Here is a 22,176-nt window from a genome sequence, read left to right as displayed (position 1 = left end):
AGAGGCTACATGTTCGAAGGGGAGGCCGGACGGGCGGTACCCGCCTCCTGTTCCCAGGCCAGCAGCATGTCTTGAAACGCTCGTTCGAATAATTGTGTTGCCTGCGCCTGCCCGCCGCGAATGCGGTCTGTCAGCGTGAGAGTGACCAGCCCATGCGCGGTCCCCCAGAGAATATTCACCTGATCGGCCAGGTGCTCTGTTGACCAGCCATGAGAATCAAGCACATCTTTGACGGTCCGTGCCACCACATCTTCTATTTGGAGTCCCTCCTTCTCGGGCTCTGAGATGCTGAAAGTGACACCGTCCAGGCCATACATCAGGCGGTAGAGCTCGGGATAGCGCCAGGCGAATCCGAAATAGCCATGAGCGATGAACCGCATCGCCTCCTCTGGATCATGAGCTTGTGCTCGGGCTCGCTTCATATCTGCCTCCAGCAGGCGAAAGCCCTCATGCACGAGCTCTAAGAGAAGCACATCTTTGTTTTCAAAGTAGTCATAAATGGCGGCATGGCTGTACTCAACGCGATCAGCGATCTTGCGCATCGTCACATTGCTCCACCCTTCGGCCAGAGCGATTGCTCGTGCCGCCTCCAACATATTCTGCTTGAGCTCTTGCTGATCTCGCAGTCGTCGTTCTTTCCTTCCCATAAATTTACCTTTGTTATTTTTAGTTACCAATGGTTGCTAATAGCGTAACAGAAAAAGAAGGGGATGTCAAGCCTTTTTCTGGACGGTTGCGATGGTGGGCTTATTTACAAGGTGTCGATGGAGGAAGCCAGATCGGGAGCGACACTGCCTGGACGTAAACCGATGATTCCCATGATTCACGTCAATTTCCTATCCTTCAGTTCAAAATCTGACCACCCTTGAGTCAATTTACCAGAAAAAGCGCGAGCATTTAACGGCCTTTGGTTTATTGAGATGCGGAAATTTCTCGCTCGAGTATTTCGTAAAATGTATCCTGAGCGTGCCTTTCTTCCCAAGGGGTGTGGCCACATTTGTCGAGTATGATCATATGGAAATCTTTCAGGTTGGCAGCTAACGGTCTCCGTATGCCTTCGGCGGGGTGGGGATCACAGTCACCGTGGATAGCGACTACGGGACACTGAATTGTAGCCACACGCCTCAGTAGTTCTCCTGTTTCTCGTAGTGCAGCGGCTTTGGGCCAGACTCCCTGGTACATCTTGCCTGGATCAACGAGTCCGGAGAGGTCCGTGGTGTCGTTTGGTATCTCAATGGGATCATAGCAATCGGCCTTGTGCGCCAGTTCACCGAGGCGTTGCAGGGCCATGTCAGCACCCTCAGAAGCAGTTGGTCCGTTGAGCATATCGACGATCTGAAGAAATTCTTCCCGCTCGCGCGGACGAAGCCGCTTGAGTCGGTTTTCTGCGATCTGGGGCACATACTTGTCTTCAAATGGACCACTGCTAACCAGAATCAGCTTGCGCACCAGGTCGGGATAGGCGGCGGTGACGAGCGCGCAGAGCCATGCTCCCCACGAGTGTCCGATGAAAATGACGGGCGTGGTAGCGTTTTGCTCGATTACCTGGCGCAGCTCTTCGATCTGCCCCTCCAGTGTGTAAGCGGTTTGGAGCGGCTCCAGGACGCCCCTTGTCTGGCCGATTTCGCGGGCAACGGGGGCGACCGTGCCTACAGCGCCCGGTCCACCATGGACAACAACGATGTGGAAAGGCTCATTACCATACGTTCTGAACATTACCTTCACTCAATACCAACCAGGTGAGCGGTATTACCCACGGTAACGACGTCGACGCTGCGCTCGGGGTAGATGGGGGCATGGCCCAGGCGCATCTCTGGCGGGATCAGACTAACCTGGCTGATGGAGGCGAAGTCGATTTTGAAGAAGCTAAAGGTGTCGGCAGGTATGCCTAAGAGGGCATGGAAAATATAGGAGATAATACCGCCATGCGCCACCAGTACGACGGTGTCGTTGGGTCCGAAGTTGCTCTCTAACTTTTGCGCCACTTGCTGGCTGCGCTGCAAAAGGCTCTCCCGGGTGTCGGCTGGATAGAGGAGACTTTCGGCTTCCATCTCTTTTGGAAACCAGGCCAATGGAAATCGAGACCGTAATTCCTCGGCCCCATAACCGGTCATCTCATTGAAGAGACCCTCGCGCAGTTCTGGCCAGACCTCTACCGGCATGTCTTCACAGGCGCGAGCGATCACATGGGCCGTTCCCAGGGCTCGCACCAGCGGACTACTGATTACACCGGTTACGGGTAACTGGGAAAAATAGCGCCCGGTGGCCAGGGCCTGCTCCTCGCCACGGGCCGTCAGAAAATCATTGCCCGACGTACGGCCCATTTCTCCGTGCCGTACCATAAAAACTTCCATGTTTGCCTTACTCTCCCCTCAATTATTTTCAGAGCTTTACATTCTTTGTATAGCGCAAACACTTTTTTGTATGAATGTATCAATATACCACTCTATTGTATCACCTGCCTTTCTCTGACTGGCGCACCTATGCTATCCCATCAGGCATGCGCAACACCAACGATCAGTGCTGCCGTATATTTTTGGAACTTGCAGCTGGCTCACGCTTGCCCATGTTTGATCCAGGAGCAGCCTGCCAGCAAGCGCTACTGGTATCCATCGGCTGGTTTTGATGCGTAGTACAGACAGGGCTATCAGCACTATACAAGGAGTATTGTTATGTCAAACACAATCCATTCAGACCGCTATTCGCTGTCAACTATTCGTACATTTGTGTCGAACCAGCAGGATATCGCGGAGTCAGCACCGTTGATAGAACAACAGGTCCGGCCAGAAGAGATTTTCACGGATGCGTCCAATCAGCCTTCGGGCCCGATTGATCTGCTTTATCGCTTTACCAACGATTTTCAAAAGCCTGCGTTGGGCTTCCAGCAGGTCGATAGCGAGCAGGATGAAGAGGAGATGTATTCACTGGTCTATATCGATCCAAGCCTGTCAGAGGCCTGGCAGAGCCATGTGAGCCGCTAAATGCAGATCTATCTGTAGGTGCGCTGCTTGTCTCGCATGCGCTCTTTCCTGACAGATTATGTTATACAATGGTGCTAAACATTATATTCATCTGTCTAAAAAGGGACGAGTAGCATGCGGCCTATCAAACAGAAGGTTTTTGCTTATATTACCCATCAGCGGCGCGTCCTGCTCTTCACACATACCTTTTCGCCAGAAGCAGGCATCCAGGTTCCGGCGGGAACGCTGGAACCTGGCGAAAGGATTTGAGGTATGAACATCGCTTTCTTTGGCGATACTCACGGACAAGTCTACCACCTCCTGGCAGCCGTCCTTACCTGGCAGAAGCGAACCGATACTGCACTAGACATGGTGATTCAAATCGGTGATTTTGGGGCCGAACGCCTGGAGAAAATGACTCAAAATATCGATGTCTTCTTACGCTATACAGCAAACAATCCTGCTGAGTTCGACTTCTTGAGAGTGCTCTATGCACAGAATCAGCTTGCCAACCACCTCAGAGAGAAACGTCAGCAGATCCAGCAACCTATCTACTTCCTGCGTGGAGATCATGATGAAGCAGTGTGGCTACTCCAGTTGTCACAGGATAAGCAGGACAAGACGATCCCCGTTGATTCCTTTGATCTATTTCACTACATTCCTGATGGAACGATTATTCATTGTGGTGGAATGAGGCTGGCTTTCTTTGGTGGCGTCGAGCATCCAGAACGTGGGAAAGAAGGAACTGAGCACGATCCAACAGCATTCAACACTCTGCTTTTCACCAAACGTGATGAGGTGGATGTGCTTATTACTCATGAGCCACCCTACGGTAGTAGCACCGGATTTTATGGTCAGACACAAGGTTCATCACAAGTCAGTAAGCTGATTGAGACGATCCAACCTCGTTATCACGTTGCCGGACACCTGCACACGATGATTGGCCCAAAACAGTATGGTCCAACAACCTCATTGGGACTAAATCAGCTCGGCGGCCTGCTCAAACCAGGGCAGCGTGAGACATTACATACACTGCAACAAGGAACAATGGCCCTTCTGAATACAGACACAGGTGTCCTTGAATTCGTGACTGGTGATTGGTTGGCTGAGTTCAATCAAGAATGCGAAGCGGTCGTCGAACCTCTTGCAGCTTGCCTATATTAGGGGACCTACCTCCAGGGCTCGTTCGCGGTGGGCGACTTCGATCTGCATAGCGATGTCGATTTTATCGTTGTAACCAAAGAAGATCTCTCACCTCAGGAAGTTGATGGTTTGCAGCAGGTGCACGAGCGCATCTATTATCTCGACATCCCATGGGCTCAGCATCTGGAAGGCTCCTACTTTCCACAAGACGTTCTGCGCTCCCATGATCGCCTCGATGAGCAACTCTGGTATCTCGACCACGGCAGTCGCTCACTTATACGCTCCACGCACTGCCTACGGGATGCGCAATGAGCTTGTAGCAAGCTCACACCGAATTTCGCTTTATTTACTAGAACGCCGGTCAACTAATGGGAAAAGATAAAGCGAATAGGCACTGCTCTTCTTTCTCAATTCTCTCTACGTCTCCAGTCTCTTCATGCTTCCCCCAACAGCGGCTTGAACGCCAGGCAGGGCCAATTGCTCAAAGATGCGCTCCATCTCTTCAGGGGAAGAGGGCATGTCGGCTGAGAGCCACCATTTGAGCAGGCCGAGGAAGGCTTCCGAGAGGTACTGCGCGATCATGGGCAGAGGAATCGAGAGAGCCTCTGGATCAGGGCAGACCAATGGAAGGGCTTGTTCAAGCGATTGTTTCAGACACTCTTGGGCAGTTTCCCATACGATCTCCCCCGCGTGCTCTCGCAGCAGTGCATGCAGCAATGGATAATGCTCCTGAAAATGCTCAAAGAATTCCAGAGCCGGTATGAGATGCTGTCCTGCCTCCCTGCGGGAGAAGCGCTGACTGATAAGAACACTCTGCTGCTTCACCAGATCTGCCAACACATCCTCTTTATCAAAATAGTGGCTGTAAAAGGTGGAACGGCCTATGTTCGCTCTCTCCAACAGGTCACCCACGGTGATCTGATCATAGCGTTTCTGGCTCAAGAGAGCCATCATGGCGGTCGTGACCAGGCTGCGGGTGCGCTGGGAACGGCGATCGTGTTTTTCCTGCTTCATCGACTTTCCTCTGCTTGCCTAAACAATTTTGCTCAGATGTTCACTAGTGAACATTTATTCCCTTTTGCTTCTTGACGGGGGCTATCCATTCCCTTTGTAATAGAAAGGAATCAAGTGTTCATTACAGAATAACGGATTTATCTGAAAGGAGCAAGAGCGATGTGCTCATCATTTTATTGTCAACAGATTATCCAGGATCAGGGTCGGTTTCCGGAACGCCATGGTGCTGTGAGAGGTACCCAAAATGGAGAAAGGGAGCACGTTGTATGAAATACCTGCACCCCATTCGTCGGGTCGATCCTTCGAGTCTTGTTGGCCAGGTCTACACGCAGATCAGGCATGATTTTGGCGTGGTCAGTGATCCTTTCAAGCTTCATGCCCCTATCCCAGAACTGCTGGCTGGCTTGTGGGCGATTGTGCGGGAAACGACGCTGGTGGGGCAAGTTCCCTGGGCCCTCAAAGAAGCCGTGGCTGCAGCGGTTTCCCAGACGAATGCCTGTCCCTACTGCGTGGAGATTCATGCCTCAGCGGCTCGCCTACCCTCCCCCTCCTCACTTGCTGATCTGCTCAAACAGGGCCGGACGCAGGACATCTCTGACCCTGCTGTGCGCTCCATCGTCACCTGGGCCCTCTCCTCGAGCCAAGCCTCCACCATCAAGACGTTGCCTGCATCCTTCTCGGCACCAGAAGCCGCAGAACTCCTCGGCGTGGTGGTGACCTATCACTACATTAATCGTCTGGTGAATGTGTTTTTGCCAGAGAGTCTGCTCCCGTCCCTTGTGCGAGGAGGCTGGCTTGGCAAGCAGGTATGGAAGCAAGTCGGGCACAAGTTGGCGCAAGGAAGAAATGAGCACAAGCCGGCGGGCACTTCCCTGCGCTTGCTGCCAGAAGCGGAGTTACCTGCTGAGCTGTCCTGGGCCGCTGCTTCCCCCACCATCAGCCACGCGTTTGCCGGCTGGGCCGCCCGGCTGGAAGAGAAGGGCGCCGAAATCCTCTCGCCCCAGGTGCGCCTGGTAGTGAATGAGCAACTCGCGCGTTGGTCTGGTGGAGTGCCTGCCTTGGGTCGCGGCTGGGTCGAGAAGGTCATTGCGGATCTGAAAGGGGCAGACAAGGGAGCTGGAAGGCTGGCATTACTGGTCGCGCTGGCCTCTTTTCAGATCGATGAGCGCGTCATCGAGGACTTCCACGCCTCATACCCGACGGATGCCCAACTGGTGGGGGCCGCCGCCTGGGCAAGTGGTGCAGCTGCACGCAGGGTAGCAAGCTTTCTTGCTCCGGCTCTTGCGAGCCTCCCCCTCTCCCATCCAAGCTAGAGGTCTGAACAGATGAGTCCCAGCTCGCAGCTTGAGCGTTGATAATCGGTGAGGACAGAGACGCGAGGAGACGATTGGATCATCTCCGCTCACCTCTCTGTGTTTTTCCTGCCGACGCTCCTGGGGCGTCGGCAGGAAAAACATGCAATGATTGTCACCAAATGTTCTCCCGAGATATTTCGTGTGAGCCGAGAAGCTCCACAAGGAAAGAACCGATGCAACCAGAAGTCTGGCAACCCCCAATCGCTCTCTCAACACAAGAGGAGCAGATCGTGACTCGCATTCGTCGAGCCAAACTCTTTGTCTTCCTGCGAAAGCACCAACATGTGCTCTTCGATGAAGCGTTTCAGCGGGAGTTAGCAAACCTCTATGATGACAGCTTGCGTCATGGTCGCAAAAGCCGCAGTGTGCGTGTGGATGGGTACAAACGCCATGTTCTCCAGGATTTGGACACCAACCTCATCCGAGCGGTAGGGAGTGACTCCAGCAAATGTCCCTGAAGCCAGCGTCACCGAAGCTATCAGCGAGGATTTAGCCCACCAAGCGGTTCGCTTGACAGAACTGCATATCGACCGTGCCTATTTGAGCAGCCATTTGGTCCGCAAACGGAGCGACGACCTGAAAGTACACTGCAAAGCCTGGCCAGTTCGCGACGGCAAACACTTTCACAAACAAGCCTTTCTCCTGGATTGGGAACGAGAGACAATTCGATGTCCGGCCAAGCAGGAAATGCCTTTTGTTCCTGGCGGTGTGGTCCATTTCCCCACAGAAATATGCGCTCACTGCCCCCTGAAAGCCCGATGTACTACCAGTTCCAAAGGACGCAGTGTGAGCATTCATCCCGATGAAGCCTTGTTTATCGAGTTACGAGAGCGCCAACAGACGCCAGAAGGGCGGGCGAAACTGCGTGAACGAGTCGCTGTCGAACATACCCTCGCTCATGTCGGTCAGTGGCAAGGACGGCGCGCACGTTATCGTTATCGTGAGCTACGGAAGAATCTTTTCGATCTCCGTCGCTGCGCCGTCGTTCACAACTTGCATGTCCTGGCCCGCTCCCAAGCACTTTCGCCCGAGCTTCAAACCGTCGCTTGATTACTTGACCGGTGCTCTAGAGCTCCTCCACCTCATATAACATGGACCGCACTTGAGCATAGCGGGCTAAATTGGCAACGTCTTGTGAGACTGCTTGGCCTTGGGGAGATTGGGATGCCTTCTGGCGCGCATCCATGGTGTCCCACTCTAACTCGGCTATCCAGTAATAGGGTTCGCCTCGAATCGCAGTCGCGTGACGGCCAGCCGTGTAGCGTCGCAGGCCGGGTAATTGCTTGGCCAATGGAATATGCACCTCGCGATAGTGGCGCTCAAACGCGACGGGATCTGTCGGGGTATCCCAGAGTATGAGAAATTTGACCATAGTGTCCTCGCTTTCAGATGGTTTTCTATGAAAGTGTTCTACCAATAAAACTATTGGAAAGAGCAAAACTGTGCGGTCTGACAGGGATGTTTTCTGCTTCCTGCCTTACGCGGTCCAAACAGGTGCAGACTGCTTGAACCAATGGCAAAGAACCAGCACCATGTGGTAGAATGAGCGTATTTGAGACATCAGGCCAGCACCAGTGGCCCTGATACGTTTTTCGACGAACAAGGAAAGAGCAGTAAGAAGAAAGACATGCAGCGTGAGAGGGAAATACCGACAGGCTGATCGTGTACATGAAGCTCCAATCACAGGTCAGACGAGTCCAGGTCGCTCGAAGACGGGTCCGTTGATCGAAACTTATCGCCAGGAACTGCTCTTGCACTGTTATCATCTCCTGGGGTCGCTCCATGATGCCGAGGATGCCGTGCAAGAGGCGATGCTGCGCGCCTGGCGTCACGTTGACACGTTCAAAGAGCAGGGTCCGGGATCGCTGCGCGCCTGGCTGTACAAGATTGCGACCAATACTAGCCTGGACCTCCTCAAGAAACGCTCGCTGCGCTCGCTGCCGACCGCAACCTCTGCTGCATGGGACCCGCACAGGCCGCTTGCCGAGAGGGAGGCGGAGGCGCTCTGGCTTGAGCCGTTTCCTACCAGTTGGCTGGCGGAGGCGGCGGAGAACCCAGAAGCCCGCTATGGCAGACGTGAAAGTGTTTCCCTGGCCTTTCTCACCGCCCTCCAGTTGCTTCCGCCTCGCCAGCGGGCCATTTTGCTCCTCTCAGATGTGCTAGACTGGCGCGCCGTCGAGATTGCGCGCTTGCTTGAGATCTCGGTAGCAGCGGTGAACAGCGCTTTACACCGAGCGCGGGCGACGCTTGAGAAACACTATCCAGCCTCGCAGCGAGAGATGGCGCAGGTGGGTCATGTGGATGGGGCCACGAACACGTTGCTTGCACGCTATCTCCAGGCGTGGGAAACCGACGACGTGGATGGGTTCGTGGCCTTGTTGAAAGAAGACGCGACGTTCTCCATGCCACCGGTCCCTTCATGGTATCAAGGAAAAGAAGCGATTCGCGCTTTCTCCCTGGCGGTCCTCTTTCCCTCTGGTGTGCAGAAACGGTGGCGTTTATCCCCGGCGAGTGCCAATGGACAGCCGGCATTTGTTGTGTATCGAGCGGACGAAGCAACCAGAGCCTACCGAGCGTTCGCGATCCAGGTCGTCACCCTTGAGGCGACGCTCCGCGATCTGCCGCAGATCGCCTCTATAACAGCCTTCGTTGAGCCAGAACTGGTCACCTCCTTCGGCTTCCCGCTTCAACGCCCCCACTAAAGGCACGATCCCGCGCTTGCACTCATGGTTGCCAGGGCACAGCATTTCTTGACCGGTTCTCTAGTTCTCGTCCAGCGCGCACCACCCTGTCCACCACATCAGTCCCCCTCGGCCACCAGCGAGCCGTCATCCGCACCAACAGATCGATCGACACCTCTTCCTCTTCCACCCCGGCTTGTCGCGCAATTTCGTGCTGTAACCCATGAAAGATCTGCGCCAGCAGCAGCACCGCCCGGATTTGCACCTGAATGACCGACCACTTGGCAGCAGCACCATCACATGCAGTGGATGGCGATGAATCCGTACAGGAAGCAGCGGGAGGGTCTGACCATACAGGGGATGGGTCGGATCAGTGATTGTGACCTCGCCACAGACCTTGTCTAATAGTGGGGTATCTTGTTGGGTTTGATTATATAAGGCAGGCATTCAACCATTCCTGCATATCCATTGTGCCGTCAAACACGAGAGGAGACTCGTCGGGTCCTGGTCGCTCAAATTGCTCGATAACTGGATAGAAAACATCATCAGGCAGATGGTTTCTTTCCTTGGAGTGCCGAACCTGCTCTCTCCTTCTTTCTAGCTCTGCCAGAGGAATGTCCACAAAAATGAGGGTCGTAGGATATTGGTGTTTTTGGGCAAGCTGACGAACGCGGTCCCTGAGCCAGCGAAAATTATTTGTGTCGTCCAATACAATGGAAGTCTGCTCCTGCATGAGCGCATCCATGCGTTGCCTACAGATCTCATGGGCCTTGCCCCATTCCTCCACCGGTTGGAGCTGCGAGAGGTCTCGCCCGCGCTCCCTCATGATATCATCCAGGCTCAAATACTGGCTATTGGTCTGTCTTGCCAGCAAGCGAGCAAGAGTCGATTTGCCGGAGAAAGGAGCTCCGCACATCAAATACATCATCTTCTCCATGACCACGATTATAACATAAAGTAACAATAAACACGACATACATAGGTTCGGAGCTTGCCTCCGATTTCTCCCTTCCCTCACGTAACGTCCCCCGTATGTTCGGCCCTTGCGGCCGATTTCTCCCTCCTCTCGTATAACATCCCCCGTAGGTTCAAACCTCGCCTCCGATTTCCGCTCGCCGCCCGATAGCGTTTCTTTTGAAGGTGATACGTATGGGATGAATGACTGAAAAAGAGCCTTTCATCTTTCTAAGCCGTTGACAGTTAAAATCAGTGTACTCCCCCTCCGCACGTCCCCAGGTGCATGTTCTCCCGCACCTGTATCGCTCACAACCGTCCTCAGCGGCCATCTTGCAGAGCACGCTCATCCACCTGCTCGCTTCCCCGGATGCAATACTCACCTGGTTGAGTAGTCTGCGCTAGCGAAGAGGCAATTCCATCACCAGCGGAGGATCAGTCAGGCGCGGTGGGCGCAGCATAACATTACGCTCGCCGGAAATATGACCATTGATGATGACGAGCGGACTCTCGTGCTTGTGAACCAGGATATTCTCGCCTGGGAGCAGGTATGATCGTAGATCTGTGGTCAGGGGGAAAGCGGCGGCCAGCAGATAATAGATGCCATCAGGAACACCACTCAGGCGGTAGGGACCGGGCGCTGTCAGCCTGGTACAACGTACGGGCGCACCCTGGGGAATAGGCCTGGTAAACAGTCCAATGTTGATCACGCCTCGAAAGGTGGCGGGAGCGCTCACCTGTCCGCTAAAGGTGTTCTTTAGCGGGATAGGCTCGGGCTTCGTGGGTAGGCGCTCACCGTTATCTGGCATGGGCAAGGTGAACTCCTGCGCCCTGCGGCGTAAGAGACGTGGGGAGAGACCAACCAGCTGGGTGAAGCGGGTAGTAAAAGAGCCAGGACTGCTATAGCCTACTTCGAAACAAATATCGGTGACGCTGAGCGAGGTGGTCAAAAGAAGATGCCGGGCCGCCTGGAGGCGGAGCGCAGTAAGATATTCACCCGGCGGAATACCTACCAGGCGGCGAAAAACACGATTAAAGTGAAAAGGACTGAGACAGGCAACGTCGGCAAGGTCTGCCAGGGTCAGAAATTCATGAAGGTGGGTATGCATAACCTGAACAGCGCTTTCAACGGCCTGCATATGAGCATCCTGAGTGACCTGGCACCTTTCATCTTCCCTGGAACCAAGGGTCATTGTTCGCATTGTATGCCTTCCTTCTACAACTGAACTTTCTTCTTATGGCTATTCTTTTCCTCCTGTTCTGAAACGGCAAATTATATATTCCTCTTACCTGCTTAAAGCATTAAAGGCGCTCTTAAGGAACTTGCGATGTCTCTTAAGAGCGTCCCCATAAGACCAGGCACAAAATCCTATTTTTTATGTAGATGCGCCCCTTGCGGGCGCTTTTTTGCTTTCTGTCCAAAAACGCACCAGGAACATAATCAGGAGCATTTTGATCTGATGCATGGCATTATCGCTTTCGTTAATTACCGGTCGGTTGTTTGATGCGTTTTTATAATGTGTATAGGTGCCAGTTACGAGAACATGTTTGAAACATAATGAGGGCCTAAAAACGATAGATATACTGCAAAAAGCTATTAATGCGAATATCAGGCGCGCCATTCGTTGATAGGACCTCAAAAAAGGAATGCCTGGTACCAGTAGATTTATAACCTTTGCACTATGCAAAGCGAAAGGACAGTTCCATGCAAGATAAGATTAAAACTGCGACATACTCTCTAACTAGCGAAGAACTCTCTGCCTCAACCGACGCTCGTGAACTGACCGACGCCGATCTGGAACAGGTCACCGGTGCTGCAGGTATGCTTCGTGGCCGTTTCCCTGGTTATGGCTATGGCTACGGTTATGGTTATGGCTATGGTGGTGGCTGGTTCCCCGGTGGTTGGATCCCTGGTGGTTGGAACTACGGCGGTTGGCTCCCCGGTGGTTGGAACTACGGGAACGGCGGTTGGAACTACGGTAGCGGTCCGGTTGCTGGCATCCACCCCGACCGTGACTGATCTTACTCTTCTATAAATCTAGCAAATTTTACTCTTTAGTTATAGAGTATAAAAAATGTTCTTAAGGGGCCATCATAATCCCCTTAAGAACACCATAGGGGCAGGCGCCGGCTCCTATGCCTATATAATTAGTATTTTTTCTTGCAGGTACTGATTTCCTTCTCAAGGTAGAAGCGCCTATTTTCGCTTCCACGGGGAGAATAGCCTTTCTCCTGGCCGCTGCCAGGGAAAGGAGCTATTCTCCCCTTTATTTATTTGCCGTCTTCTCCTACTCTGGTAGAAAACCAGACGAGCCACCCGGCTACTCTGCCAGTTGGCTGGCTTCGTGGGCCAGTACAGCCATCAGGGGAGCATCCCGCTGCGCATCGGCCAGCGGCAGATAAGGGTCGACGTTATAGTAGTTGTCGGACCAATCAGCGAGCCCCCAGATGTTGCTGCCAGCGCCTCCGGCCCCGTAGAGCGTATCCAGCATATCCTTGTACCATGCGACGCGCGCAGCCGTATAGGCTGCATCTTTTGGCTGGATCAGCTTGCCGGACTGGTCGTAGACGGGCTGGGTGCGGTCGATGCCGTATTCTTCCATTACGACTGGCTTGCCGGCCTGCAAACCTGCTTTGGTGATGCCGGTGATGAGTTGCCGTGTCTGGTCAAGCGTCAGGTGAGCCCACGAGGCGTTGGGATATGGATGGAAGTCAAAGAAATCGATGCCAGCCACATCTTGCGCCATAATCGGCGAATTCCCGTTCCCTTCCTCGGTACCACCCCACTGAATTCCCTGGCCGTTGGGGCCAGTTGGGACAAAGCTGTGTCCCTCGAAGCCGGCTGTTACCATGTGTTGCGGGTCCAGACCTTTGATGTATTTGCTCATCGTATCGACCCAGGTGCGCAAAGTGTTGCCGCTGGCATCACAATATTGATGCGTGGGGGTCGGATCATCACGACAATCCATCCGTGGCTCGTTCATCAATTCCCAGGCAAACACACTGGGATCATTTTTGTAGGCGACGCCGGTAACGGTGTTCACCCGGTTAACCAGGTGCGCAACATACTTTTCGTAGAGCGCTTTCGCCTGCGGATCAGTGAAGAACTGTAACTTGTTCGCCAGGCCCAGCCATTTAGCGTCCTGCTGAATGCCGCCGTAATCTCCCCAATAGTTCTCCATGGTCACGATAACACGCATATGGTGGCGCTGCGCGCTGGCCATGATGTAGTCAAGCTTCTGGAAGGTGGACTCGTTATACTGGCCGGGGCCGGTCTGGAAGGCATATGAATCCGCACTATTATCAAAGGCCCAGGTGCGCAGGACCGTTAGACCGTTGCGCTCAGCCTCCATCATCTGGCGATCAATCTGCTGCCGCCAGGGAATAACTGTGCCTTTGAGTATGATGTTGCCTTCAATGGTCTGCTCGTTGTGGGCGACCGTCTGATCGAGGCGAGTGAAAAGGTCGTATTCGTTCCAGCCGACGTAGCGGAATGGGGTGTGACCATCCACGAACTGAGTCGTATTGGCATGTACGATGTTCGCCGGGCGGGCATGATTCTCCACCAGCACGTCCACCAGGTCACTGACCGTAAACTGTGCATCGCGAGCGACTACTTTGAGCGTCTGTACGCCTTCTTGCAAGCCATACGTATTGAGTTCGGCACTATACGCGCCTGATGCATTCGCCGCCATGCTTACCGTTTGTCCTGCCGCCTGCAAGGTTACAGACTTCAAGGCAAAGCGTGAGTCCGCCTTCACCTGCGCGCTAACGGTAACTTTCCCCTTCAGTTGCTGATCGAAAGTAGGGGTAGAGATATGCACTTGCATCTGGCTATTCTGTATCAGTACACTCGTCTGGCTGGTCGTGGTCGCTCCAGTTGAGTCGGTGGCGCTGACCGTCAACGTCTTCAGCCCATCACCCTCTTTCCACAAATCCCATGCGCCAGTGTAGACGTTGTTGGCGCTATCGAAAGTCAGGGTACCAGACTGCGTGGCCGTTTTAAAGGTTACACTGCTGATCTGCCGTCCGGCAGAGGGTGTGACATGGGCCTGGATCGCGTAGGTCTGCCCCTGAGGGATTGAAAGAACATCATCCGCCTTGGGTGCGACCATATGAATAACGGGCTGCGTGGTAGAAATAAAGCGCACATTATCAAAATAGACGGGTCCACTATAGGTGGCCCCTTGACCAATGGCACGCAACAGAAATTCTCTGGCGGTCGTGAAATAATTGCCTGCGTTTGGGAAGTCCTGGCTGGTCGGACCGATGTCGAAGGTGACCGTGTTCCAGCCTACCTTGAGCGGTTTGGGATTAGCCGGTGGCAACCAGGGGTCATTGAACACCAGGTCGGTCACTACATTGGGAACCGGCGTATAGACATCATAGGTGATTGCCGAGTAGCCCGTAAGGTCAACCGGGTTATAATTATCAATGACCTTATCCACGCCCGCCTGGTCCCAGCTTCCACCAATAAAATTCACGGGTAAAGCCAGGCTATTCGCCCCTTCAGAATGCTGGGCGGAACTTTGCGTCGGCTGCCCGGCATTAGCACCAAGCCAACTGGGCGCGGTGAAACCGTCGCTGCCATCCTCAAAACCATAAAATAGAGTGGGATCTGCATGCGCTGATCTTGTCTGCCCAAACAGGCTTGCCCCAAGCAATGCCAATCCACAGACAAGCACACAGAACATACTACCAATATGGCGCCGTTGCTTCATGCTCTTGAACTCCTTTCACTGAGCCTTCACAAATACCAAGACAGGCTCCATAGGATCGTGCAAACGCTGCACATGGTAAAGTCGATTTCAACCAGGAAATCATGTAGAGCGTAATACATGGAAAACTCTCAAACCATAGCCGCCCATTTACAACCATGCGAGAACAACCATAGCTAGAGATATGCGCCAGAAATACATAGCGTTCACCGCATTCAATGAATTTAATAGCAATATTCATTGAGAAATGCGCAATGAAACAATAATTATTTCATTTTACAATTAATAGTAAGCTAAAGTATCATAATAAGTCAAGTGCCAATTTTGCCCTATGAACATCCTCTACTTTCAATATTTTTCCGACACCTTTAAACATAATGCCATTATAAATCACCCAGATTACCATATCTCGCAATGAACGCATCAATCATTCATTGAAACGCCCATGCGCATATGCATGCCCACCCCCAAAAATTACGATAACCTGCGGAGGAAACGCTTTTGGGATAGATTCGGGCTTTGCACCCAATACATTTATGAGAACATCGAAGAGCCAAACGCAACAAAAAAAGAGGACCCCCGTAGGTGCGGGCCTTCAACGGCCCGCCGCAGCGTGGCGGCAAAGCGACCGCGAGGGTCTCACCTACGGATGCATTTCTTCTTGCCTATATGAATTCACGTCTGGCTTTTTTTGTTTGCGCGGCTACTCACCTCGAATGGTGAGCCCTTCTTTTTCTATCTTCCTATGTTGTTGCTGCCCTGGGCAATAAGGGTCCAGCCTTTTTGGACATTGGGCACGGTAGGTCTCCAGCTGGTCACTTCACGGAAACGGCGATTGGAGACGCGCTGGCTGCGCATTATTAGATCAACGGCAACTCCCGATAGCATTTTAATGACGCCGTTGGGGATACGGAACAGGCGGCGCTTCCCGACGCTTTGCGCTAAAGCGGCCACGAATTCGTCGCGCGTGGCTGGCTTTTATCCAACATCAATTGGAACAACAAACACACACAATTTGATACAATATACATATAAATATCGCATATGTCGTAGGTGCGCCCCTTGCGGGCGCTTGGTACCCGCACATGCACGTTCCTTTCACACGTGACGCTTGCCAACACGTCCTCGCTCGACGTGCATGTCCCCCAGAAAAGGCGTAATCCTGCGGAGGGAAGGTCCGCTTTTGGGCACCGCGTGGAGCGAGGTGTTCTGCTACGAGGCACCTCGTCATTGGGACCCAGGGCCCCACAAACGGTGGGGCAAGCGCCCGCGGGGAGGCGCAGGCTACGAGTTCCGAATGTTCAATCCTTGCTTTTCTATTTTCTCGCGCAATTTGAGGATACCTTCAATGAGGGCCTCAGGGCGGGGAGGGCAACCGGGCACATAGATGTCGACCGGAACAACGGTGTCGACGCCCTGGACTGTATAATAACTGTCATAAAACTCTCCTCCCGAGTTGGCGCACTGCCCCATGCTCAGAACCCATTTGGGGTCGGGCATCTGCTCCCAGAGTAGTCGCAAGCGGGGAGCCATCTTGACCGAGAGGGTCCCGGCTACAATCATCAGATCTGCCTGGCGTGGGCTGGCCCGGAAGACTTCGGAACCAAAGCGAGCCAGGTCGTGCTGCGGCGATGAGGCGCTAGCCATCATCTCGATGCCGCAACAGGCCAGGGCATACATGAAGGGCCAGACGGAACGAGAGCGGGCCCAGTTCTGCGTCCATTGAAGCATATCCTTGACAGTTGTCAGTACGACCGGGGCTTCCTGCTGGCCAGGTTGATATTCGGCCGGATTCGTAGCCATGGTAAGAGGTATAGGCTTACGTGCTGATTGTTTCTCAAGCATGGATCAATCTCCTCATAATGAATACAATGGATGTTTGTCCTTCTTCGCCCCTCCCACCTCCCTCAACATTTCTGAAAAGAAGACAAAACAGTGGGCGAGAATGTGACACATTCCCTAGAGGTGTTCCCGGAAGAAGATGGAGAGGTCACAGTCAAGGTCCATCTGAAAGGGTAGTTAACACTTCTTTTTGGTTGCGCTCACGTTGTTTTTGCTGTCTGTGTTTGCGTATCCGTGCAGAGAGGATGGCCCAGAGCAACAAGCCCCCAGAAAACCGTAGCGCACAAGAGGGCTGATCACCAGGAATTGCTCAATGGATACGGTCAAGGCCAGAAGCACACGTACGGCACATTCGAGGAGCAGGCCGATGCCCACGACCGCCGTGATGACGGTGAAAAACGATCGTGTACCAGATTCTTGCCAGCGCTGCATGAGTTGCTGGCTCTGGGCAGGTGCGGCATTGGCAAGGACGCTCCCAATGAGTCTCATGATCAACGGTGATCCTGTGAGCAGCGAGGCCAGCATGAGTACACCATAAACAGCTGTGATCAGAGAGTCGCTAACCAGGACCAATCGGGCGTCCTTGAGCACCAACGCAATCAAAATTTTGAGTGTAATCGCGATCAGCGAGAAGATTCCAATCAGGTTGAGGCGATGGCGGCGCACAAGGGAATATCCGATACGAATGATCGGCAGCCCAGAAGCCAAAAGAAGTGCATAGGTTGTGGGCATGTGTGGAGCTGCCAATTGATAGATGAGCACAGGACCGACAATGGAGATGATCAGATCTGGAACCACAGCAGCTCGAATCTGATTCATATTGATCTCCGGACGACTTGACATACTTATGTCCTTTCGTTTTGTCGTGATGATATCTATTTACGGCCAGTAACAGAAGGGAAAAAAGGCACTATGGTTTGAGCAGGCGCAGAATAATCCTGGCATCAGGCACATGCTTGTGAAACCGTTCAGGATCACGCAAAGCCAACCGAAATATCCCATCAAGACACGCGAAGATGTGAGTCATCAGTTGATCTGGATCGTCTCCTGCGACCTCGCCGGTGGCCTGGCCCTCGATGATCAACTGTCTCACCATATCTCGCAGCGGCTGCCCTTGCCTGACGACAATTTCACGCAGATGATCCGGTATCTCCTCTGAACTTTGCATCTGGGAGAGGAGTTGGACGAACTCAACAAGCTCAAGATGCTTGTGACGACCTTTCACTATTCTGGAAAGCAGAAAATCAAGGCGCTCTCCTGGCGTCCCCGGCATCTCCACAACACGCTGCATGAGTGTATGGGTGGATTGCATCACCTGCTCGATTAACGCTTGAAAGAGTGCCTCCTTGTTGGCAAAGTAGCGATAGGCCAACCCCTGACTAACCCCGGCCTCAGTGGCAACATCAGCCATAGTAGCCACTCTGCCCTTACGTGCAAAAACTTTGCGGGCCCCTTCCAGGATCTTCTCGCGTTGCTCTTCGCGAATACGCTGATTCGCTTCTTCTGTCCGAGGCATGGATGTATGCTCCTTATCAATGAATGAACGGTTTATTCATTGATAAATATAGCTGCTCAGCTCAAGGTTGTCAAGTGTTCGATAGGGGGAAACGATATATTATGGTATCTTTCAAAACGTTTCGATGACGACTTTGTTGCTTGACAACCAAAGGATGAGATACTACACTATCACTATAGTAGTTGCATTTTTCTACTTAATTCTTGTAAAGGAGTTCATTCGGTATTTTAGTATTCTTATAGATGAGATTATATATGATCTCATACTGGCACTCGATGTGTGCTGCGAACCAGGTATTTCGACGGTCAAGCTATGCATAATTGATGATGTTTACTATCACTTTTCACGCTGGCAACAGCAAAAGTCTACGCTGCCTAAACTTTCCTTAGCTGATGGTAACCTTCCTTACTGATGGTGATTTCCGCATCAAGGTGCTGAACATCACTATTTCTGTGGTATCTCCTTTGGAATAACTAGTTCACACGCTCTCCGTTTGGCCTACAACTATACTCATTTACGCCCGAAATCTATTGAAAAATACCCTGCCATGCGCTGATATATGTTTAAAGACATGTATCTTTAGATCAATGTATGTTCGTGGGATACCAGCCTTAGTCACCGCTGCCAGGCACACTGTGTTTCCATACGAATGCATACATAACGAAGGAGTTACAGTCATGATAGGTACCCCTCTAGGTCGACGTGACTTCTTGAAGCTCGGGGCCGGTGCGCTTGCCGGCGTCGCCGCCCTCGGGCTATCAGGTTGCGGAAGTGGATCAGATGCACAGTCTGGAGCTTCATCGCTTCAGTTCTCATTCTGGGGCTCATCTGTGCGTGCTGGTCTGACCACTAAAGCTGTTAAGTTATATGAGCAAAGCCATCCCCATGTGAAGATCTCTACATGGTTTACGAGCTTTGGCTCCTACTGGCCAAAGCTGGCCACACAAATCTCCGGCGGCAGTGCTCCCGATCTCATCCAGATGGACATGCGCTATGTCGATCAATATGTGCGCAAGGGATTGCTGCTCGATCTATCAAAATTTATCCCGCAGACGATTGATCTGCATGATTTCAATCAGCCGTTGCTTAAGGGTAGCGAGGCTCACGGCCAGGTTTATGGCATTCCCTTCGGCGGCAATTTCACCAGTATTTTCTACAATACGTCCCTTTTTGAGAAGGTTGGCTATCAACTTCCGGACAATTTCAATGATTGGACCTGGGATGAGCTGAAACGGGTGACGCAGCAGATTATGAAGGCTGCGCCTGGCGTCTATGGTGTGGATGATGCCAGCAGTAATATCGGTGCCTTCGAGGTCTTTATCCGGCAGCGTGGGAAAGAGTTATTTACCGAGGATGGGCAGCGCGCTTTCAATAAGCAGGATGCGCTCGAGTGGTTTAGTTATTGGAGCGATCTTCGTCGATCCAACATCTGCATTCCGCCCGATCTAGCGGTGCAATATAGCGGGGCTACTCCCGCGATGACGACGATTGTGGCGGGCAAGGCCGCCATTAATATTAGTACCTCCAATCAGATACAGGCGTTCCAGGCTGCGACACCCACGAAGCTGGGATTGTATTCGACGCCATCCACGACAGGCGTTAAGGACACTGGAAATTACCTCAAGGCTTCAATGCTGCTGAGCGCCTCTGCTTCAACCAAAAATCCGGATGCAGTGACGCAGTTCATTAACGCGATCTTTAACGATCCGACTATCGTCAAGGCGTTAAAAATCGAGCGTGGCATTCCAGGATCGGCCAGGGCGCAGGCGTTGCTCAAGCCGAAGCTGAAGCCGTCGGACCTGCAACAACTGCAGATGGTCAACCAGCTCGCCGCTATTACGCGTCCCAAGATGGTGCTTGATCCTCCTGGTGCCGGTGAGGTGGGCGATTTGCTGGTTCTTATTGCTCAGGGCCTGGGGTTTGGCAAGATGAGTGTTGACGAGGCGGCCAACACTCTTGTTGTGCAAACCGATAAGGCGCTAGAAAGGGATGGTGTATAATTATGAGCAGCATTGTACAGCCACAGCAGACAACAAAGACGACGCAAACCAGGCAACCCAGAAGAAAGATCACATCCAGCCGGGCGCGCAAAGAGAACCTGGTTGGCTACCTCTTTATGTTGCCCTGGTTCGTGGGCTTGATTGCCCTGACGCTGGGACCGATGCTCGGCTCGCTCTACCTTTCCTTTACCAGCTACGACTTGCTGTCGGCACCCCGCTGGATCGGCTTGCAGAACTTCGGCGCCATGCTCTCGGATATCCGCTTTCTCGATGCGATCAAGGTTACGGCCATCTATGTGCTGCTCTCGGTTCCGCTCAAGCTTATTTTCGCCCTGCTCGTGGCCATGTTCCTGAACAAAGGACTGCGCGGGCTCGCCCTGTACCGCTCTATCTATTATGTCCCCTCGCTCCTCGGTGGCAGTGTGACGATCGCCATTCTGTGGCAGCAGATCTTTGGTAAGGATGGAATCGTGAATGCAGGCCTGGGACTGCTCGGCATCCATAACCTGGGGAGCTGGGTGGCCAATCCCAATACGGCGCTCTTCACGTTGATCGTGCTGGCTATCTGGCAGTTTGGCTCGCCAATGCTCATCTTTCTGGCCGGACTCAAACAGATTCCCCAGGAGATGTATGAGGCCGCCAATATCGATGGCGCGGGCGCTATGAAGCGCTTCTTCCGCATCACTCTGCCGATGCTGAGTCCGATTATCTTCTTCAACCTGGTGTTGCAGATGATCAGCGCGTTCCAGGCGTTTACGCCCGCCTTTATCGTGAGTAACGGCAATGGCGGACCATACGATTCCACCCTGTTCTATACGCTCTACATTTACTTGCAGGGCTTTGGCTACTTCCACATGGGCTATGCCTCGGCGATGGCATGGGTGCTCCTGCTCATCATTGCTATCTTTACGGCTGTAGCGTTCCGTTCATCCAAACTCTGGGTGTTCTATCAGGATGAGAGGTAGGTACGTGATGAAAAGCTATTCCGTTGAGCGCCGCTCTGGCAACTGGTCCAGGCTCTTGCTGCATGTCATCCTCATTATCGGGGCCGTACTGATGCTGTATCCGCTGGTGTGGATGTTGAGCGCTTCATTTAAACCGAACAACCTTATCTTCAGTAATGCGAGCTTGCTGCCGCAGCAATTTACGCTCAAGAACTATACAATCGGCTGGACGGCACTGAGCATGCCATTCAGTATCTTCTTCTTAAATTCGCTGCTGGTATGTATCGGTGCCGTCATCGGCAACCTCATTTCCTGTTCGATGGTCGCCTATGCCTTTGCGCGTCTGAACTTTAAGTTTAAGTCGATCTGGTTCGCCATTATGCTCAGCACGATCATGTTGCCCTACCACGCCATTGTAGTGCCGCAATATATTCTCTTCAAGAGTATCGGCTGGATCAACACGTTCCTGCCCTTAATCGTGCCCAAGTTCCTGGCGACCGACGCCTTCTTCATCTTTCTGCTCGTCCAGTTCATTCGTGCACTGCCATCCGAACTGGATGAATCAGCCCAGATCGACGGCTGCGGACCCGTCCAGCTCTTCTGGCGCATCATCCTGCCGCTGGCCCGGCCAGCGCTGGCAACGACCGCCATCTTCACCTTCATCTGGACGTGGGGAGACTTCTTCCCCCAGCTGATTTTCCTGAACAACCAGAGCAGCTTCACGCTCCCCGTTGCCCTCAACGCCTTCCTCGATAGCACAGGGGTATCGCAGTATGGAGCGCTCTTCGCCATGTCCCTGCTGGCACTGGTCCCTATCATCATCTTCTTCCTGCTCTTCCAACGCCTCCTCACCGAAGGCATCAGCACCACTGGCCTAAAGGGATAAAAAAAACACGTTGTACCGACTGCAATTGTATTGCACACAATATAATTGCATATAACGTAAAAGCACCGGCGGGGTGTAACCAATCTGAAGAAGGTCGGCTACACCCCGCCGGTTGCGTCCAAATTCAACCGACAGCGGAAACATGACATCGTCTCTTGAACAT

Annotated in this window: 23 protein-coding genes and 2 pseudogenes; 12 read left to right on the top strand and 13 right to left on the bottom strand. The window is 52.9% G+C overall.

Going from position 1 to position 22,176, the window contains the following annotated elements; translation table 11 throughout:
* Window positions 1–5 precede the first annotated feature (5 nt).
* From JMI88_RS18225 to JMI88_RS18215, 3 genes are all read right to left on the bottom strand, one after another.
* A complete protein-coding gene (locus tag JMI88_RS18225) occupies window positions 6–647 on the bottom strand; it encodes a TetR/AcrR family transcriptional regulator (RefSeq protein WP_201363360.1) in 642 nt (213 codons plus the stop codon).
* A 265-nt stretch (window positions 648–912) separates the two neighbouring features.
* On the bottom strand, window positions 913–1,716 hold the full coding sequence (locus tag JMI88_RS18220) for an alpha/beta fold hydrolase (RefSeq protein ID WP_201363359.1): 804 nt from the start codon (window positions 1,714–1,716) through the stop codon (window positions 913–915).
* Window positions 1,717–1,721: 5 nt separating this feature from the next.
* Window positions 1,722–2,354: a histidine phosphatase family protein gene (locus JMI88_RS18215; RefSeq protein WP_201363358.1), complete on the bottom strand. Its 633-nt coding sequence runs from the start codon at window positions 2,352–2,354 to the stop codon at window positions 1,722–1,724.
* Window positions 2,355–2,428: 74 nt separating this feature from the next.
* Here JMI88_RS18215 and JMI88_RS18210 point away from each other — a divergent pair, with 74 nt between their 5' ends.
* The 5 genes and pseudogenes from JMI88_RS18210 to JMI88_RS18195 form a co-directional block, all read left to right on the top strand.
* Window positions 2,429–2,626, top strand: coding sequence for a hypothetical protein (locus JMI88_RS18210; protein WP_201363357.1), 198 nt, complete (start codon window positions 2,429–2,431; stop codon window positions 2,624–2,626).
* A gap of 46 nt (window positions 2,627–2,672) precedes the next feature.
* On the top strand, window positions 2,673–2,981 hold the full coding sequence (locus tag JMI88_RS18205; protein ID WP_201363356.1) for a hypothetical protein: 309 nt from the start codon (window positions 2,673–2,675) through the stop codon (window positions 2,979–2,981).
* 114 nt (window positions 2,982–3,095) lie between these two features.
* Complete coding sequence (locus JMI88_RS40135) at window positions 3,096–3,230, top strand: NUDIX hydrolase (RefSeq protein ID WP_268906001.1); 135 nt, start codon at window positions 3,096–3,098, stop codon at window positions 3,228–3,230.
* A 3-nt stretch (window positions 3,231–3,233) separates the two neighbouring features.
* Window positions 3,234–4,124, top strand: a complete 891-nt coding sequence (locus JMI88_RS18200; RefSeq protein WP_201363355.1) for a metallophosphoesterase family protein — start codon at window positions 3,234–3,236, stop codon at window positions 4,122–4,124.
* 18 nt (window positions 4,125–4,142) lie between these two features.
* A pseudogene (locus JMI88_RS18195) lies at window positions 4,143–4,415 on the top strand (nucleotidyltransferase family protein); the annotation flags it as partial.
* A 105-nt stretch (window positions 4,416–4,520) separates the two neighbouring features.
* Here JMI88_RS18195 and JMI88_RS18190 read toward each other — a convergent pair.
* Entirely contained in the window at window positions 4,521–5,117 is a 597-nt protein-coding gene (locus JMI88_RS18190) for a TetR/AcrR family transcriptional regulator (RefSeq protein WP_201363353.1), read from the bottom strand.
* 266 nt (window positions 5,118–5,383) lie between these two features.
* Between JMI88_RS18190 and JMI88_RS18185 the strand changes: the two genes are divergently transcribed.
* Together JMI88_RS18185 and JMI88_RS18175 are read left to right on the top strand one after the other, a co-directional pair.
* Complete coding sequence (locus JMI88_RS18185; RefSeq protein WP_201363352.1) at window positions 5,384–6,430, top strand: carboxymuconolactone decarboxylase family protein; 1,047 nt, start codon at window positions 5,384–5,386, stop codon at window positions 6,428–6,430.
* Between the two features lie 320 nt (window positions 6,431–6,750).
* Window positions 6,751–7,522, top strand: a pseudogene (locus JMI88_RS18175) (transposase); the annotation flags it as partial.
* A 16-nt stretch (window positions 7,523–7,538) separates the two neighbouring features.
* Here the strand turns inward: JMI88_RS18175 and JMI88_RS18170 are convergent.
* On the bottom strand, window positions 7,539–7,844 hold the full coding sequence (locus JMI88_RS18170; protein WP_201363349.1) for an EthD family reductase: 306 nt from the start codon (window positions 7,842–7,844) through the stop codon (window positions 7,539–7,541).
* 262 nt (window positions 7,845–8,106) lie between these two features.
* On the opposite strand from JMI88_RS18170, the gene JMI88_RS18165 reads away from it, so the two are divergent.
* On the top strand, window positions 8,107–9,174 hold the full coding sequence (locus tag JMI88_RS18165; RefSeq protein WP_201363348.1) for an RNA polymerase subunit sigma-70: 1,068 nt from the start codon (window positions 8,107–8,109) through the stop codon (window positions 9,172–9,174).
* A gap of 22 nt (window positions 9,175–9,196) precedes the next feature.
* On the opposite strand, the gene JMI88_RS18160 is transcribed toward JMI88_RS18165, so the two are convergent.
* From JMI88_RS18160 to JMI88_RS18150, 3 genes are all read right to left on the bottom strand, one after another.
* Entirely contained in the window at window positions 9,197–9,418 is a 222-nt protein-coding gene (locus tag JMI88_RS18160; RefSeq protein ID WP_201363347.1) for a hypothetical protein, read from the bottom strand.
* Window positions 9,419–9,583: 165 nt separating this feature from the next.
* Window positions 9,584–10,081 (bottom strand): P-loop nucleotide/nucleoside kinase family protein, encoded by a 498-nt coding sequence (locus tag JMI88_RS18155; protein ID WP_201363346.1) that lies wholly within the window; start codon window positions 10,079–10,081, stop codon window positions 9,584–9,586.
* Window positions 10,082–10,508: 427 nt separating this feature from the next.
* Window positions 10,509–11,309 (bottom strand): helix-turn-helix domain-containing protein, encoded by an 801-nt coding sequence (locus JMI88_RS18150; RefSeq protein ID WP_201363345.1) that lies wholly within the window; start codon window positions 11,307–11,309, stop codon window positions 10,509–10,511.
* Between the two features lie 503 nt (window positions 11,310–11,812).
* On the opposite strand from JMI88_RS18150, the gene JMI88_RS18145 reads away from it, so the two are divergent.
* A complete protein-coding gene (locus tag JMI88_RS18145) occupies window positions 11,813–12,127 on the top strand; it encodes a hypothetical protein (RefSeq protein WP_201363344.1) in 315 nt (104 codons plus the stop codon).
* 301 nt (window positions 12,128–12,428) lie between these two features.
* On the opposite strand, the gene JMI88_RS18140 is transcribed toward JMI88_RS18145, so the two are convergent.
* The 5 genes from JMI88_RS18140 to JMI88_RS18120 all read right to left on the bottom strand — a co-directional run bounded on the left by JMI88_RS18140 (window position 12,429) and on the right by JMI88_RS18120 (window position 18,183).
* Window positions 12,429–14,828 carry a cellulase family glycosylhydrolase gene (locus JMI88_RS18140; RefSeq protein ID WP_201363343.1) on the bottom strand — a complete coding sequence of 800 codons (2,400 nt, stop codon included), beginning with the start codon at window positions 14,826–14,828 and terminating at the stop codon, window positions 12,429–12,431.
* A 732-nt stretch (window positions 14,829–15,560) separates the two neighbouring features.
* Window positions 15,561–15,779 (bottom strand): hypothetical protein, encoded by a 219-nt coding sequence (locus JMI88_RS18135; RefSeq protein WP_201363342.1) that lies wholly within the window; start codon window positions 15,777–15,779, stop codon window positions 15,561–15,563.
* A gap of 330 nt (window positions 15,780–16,109) precedes the next feature.
* Complete coding sequence (locus JMI88_RS18130) at window positions 16,110–16,628, bottom strand: NADH-quinone oxidoreductase subunit B (protein ID WP_201363616.1); 519 nt, start codon at window positions 16,626–16,628, stop codon at window positions 16,110–16,112.
* Window positions 16,629–16,844: 216 nt separating this feature from the next.
* Entirely contained in the window at window positions 16,845–17,510 is a 666-nt protein-coding gene (locus JMI88_RS18125) for a VC0807 family protein (RefSeq protein WP_201363341.1), read from the bottom strand.
* A gap of 67 nt (window positions 17,511–17,577) precedes the next feature.
* On the bottom strand, window positions 17,578–18,183 hold the full coding sequence (locus JMI88_RS18120) for a TetR/AcrR family transcriptional regulator (RefSeq protein ID WP_201363340.1): 606 nt from the start codon (window positions 18,181–18,183) through the stop codon (window positions 17,578–17,580).
* A 677-nt stretch (window positions 18,184–18,860) separates the two neighbouring features.
* Between JMI88_RS18120 and JMI88_RS18115 the strand changes: the two genes are divergently transcribed.
* Genes JMI88_RS18115 through JMI88_RS18105 form a run of 3 tightly spaced genes read left to right on the top strand, consistent with a single transcriptional unit; the run spans window position 18,861 to window position 22,013 of the window.
* Entirely contained in the window at window positions 18,861–20,183 is a 1,323-nt protein-coding gene (locus tag JMI88_RS18115) for an ABC transporter substrate-binding protein (protein ID WP_201363339.1), read from the top strand.
* A gap of 2 nt (window positions 20,184–20,185) precedes the next feature.
* Entirely contained in the window at window positions 20,186–21,148 is a 963-nt protein-coding gene (locus tag JMI88_RS18110) for a carbohydrate ABC transporter permease (protein WP_201363338.1), read from the top strand.
* Window positions 21,149–21,155: 7 nt separating this feature from the next.
* A complete protein-coding gene (locus JMI88_RS18105; protein ID WP_236022961.1) occupies window positions 21,156–22,013 on the top strand; it encodes a carbohydrate ABC transporter permease in 858 nt (285 codons plus the stop codon).
* Window positions 22,014–22,176 lie beyond the last annotated feature (163 nt).

The sequence above is a fragment of the Dictyobacter formicarum genome (assembly GCF_016587435.1).
This window is presented reverse-complemented; position numbering and strand designations above follow the sequence as displayed.

Coding starts and splice junctions, on each gene's coding strand:
- JMI88_RS18225 (WP_201363360.1), bottom strand. CDS start 647: ATGGGAAGGAAAGAACGACGACTGCGAGATCAGCAAGAGCTCAAGCAG.
- JMI88_RS18220 (WP_201363359.1), bottom strand. CDS start 1,716: ATGTTCAGAACGTATGGTAATGAGCCTTTCCACATCGTTGTTGTCCAT.
- JMI88_RS18215 (WP_201363358.1), bottom strand. CDS start 2,354: ATGGAAGTTTTTATGGTACGGCACGGAGAAATGGGCCGTACGTCGGGC.
- JMI88_RS18210 (WP_201363357.1), top strand. CDS start 2,429: ATGTATCAATATACCACTCTATTGTATCACCTGCCTTTCTCTGACTGG.
- JMI88_RS18205 (WP_201363356.1), top strand. CDS start 2,673: ATGTCAAACACAATCCATTCAGACCGCTATTCGCTGTCAACTATTCGT.
- JMI88_RS40135 (WP_268906001.1), top strand. CDS start 3,096: ATGCGGCCTATCAAACAGAAGGTTTTTGCTTATATTACCCATCAGCGG.
- JMI88_RS18200 (WP_201363355.1), top strand. CDS start 3,234: ATGAACATCGCTTTCTTTGGCGATACTCACGGACAAGTCTACCACCTC.
- JMI88_RS18190 (WP_201363353.1), bottom strand. CDS start 5,117: ATGAAGCAGGAAAAACACGATCGCCGTTCCCAGCGCACCCGCAGCCTG.
- JMI88_RS18185 (WP_201363352.1), top strand. CDS start 5,384: ATGAAATACCTGCACCCCATTCGTCGGGTCGATCCTTCGAGTCTTGTT.
- JMI88_RS18170 (WP_201363349.1), bottom strand. CDS start 7,844: ATGGTCAAATTTCTCATACTCTGGGATACCCCGACAGATCCCGTCGCG.
- JMI88_RS18155 (WP_201363346.1), bottom strand. CDS start 10,081: ATGATGTATTTGATGTGCGGAGCTCCTTTCTCCGGCAAATCGACTCTT.
- JMI88_RS18150 (WP_201363345.1), bottom strand. CDS start 11,309: ATGCGAACAATGACCCTTGGTTCCAGGGAAGATGAAAGGTGCCAGGTC.
- JMI88_RS18145 (WP_201363344.1), top strand. CDS start 11,813: ATGCAAGATAAGATTAAAACTGCGACATACTCTCTAACTAGCGAAGAA.
- JMI88_RS18140 (WP_201363343.1), bottom strand. CDS start 14,828: ATGAAGCAACGGCGCCATATTGGTAGTATGTTCTGTGTGCTTGTCTGT.
- JMI88_RS18130 (WP_201363616.1), bottom strand. CDS start 16,628: ATGGCTACGAATCCGGCCGAATATCAACCTGGCCAGCAGGAAGCCCCG.
- JMI88_RS18125 (WP_201363341.1), bottom strand. CDS start 17,510: ATGTCAAGTCGTCCGGAGATCAATATGAATCAGATTCGAGCTGCTGTG.
- JMI88_RS18120 (WP_201363340.1), bottom strand. CDS start 18,183: ATGCCTCGGACAGAAGAAGCGAATCAGCGTATTCGCGAAGAGCAACGC.
- JMI88_RS18115 (WP_201363339.1), top strand. CDS start 18,861: ATGATAGGTACCCCTCTAGGTCGACGTGACTTCTTGAAGCTCGGGGCC.
- JMI88_RS18110 (WP_201363338.1), top strand. CDS start 20,186: ATGAGCAGCATTGTACAGCCACAGCAGACAACAAAGACGACGCAAACC.
- JMI88_RS18105 (WP_236022961.1), top strand. CDS start 21,156: ATGAAAAGCTATTCCGTTGAGCGCCGCTCTGGCAACTGGTCCAGGCTC.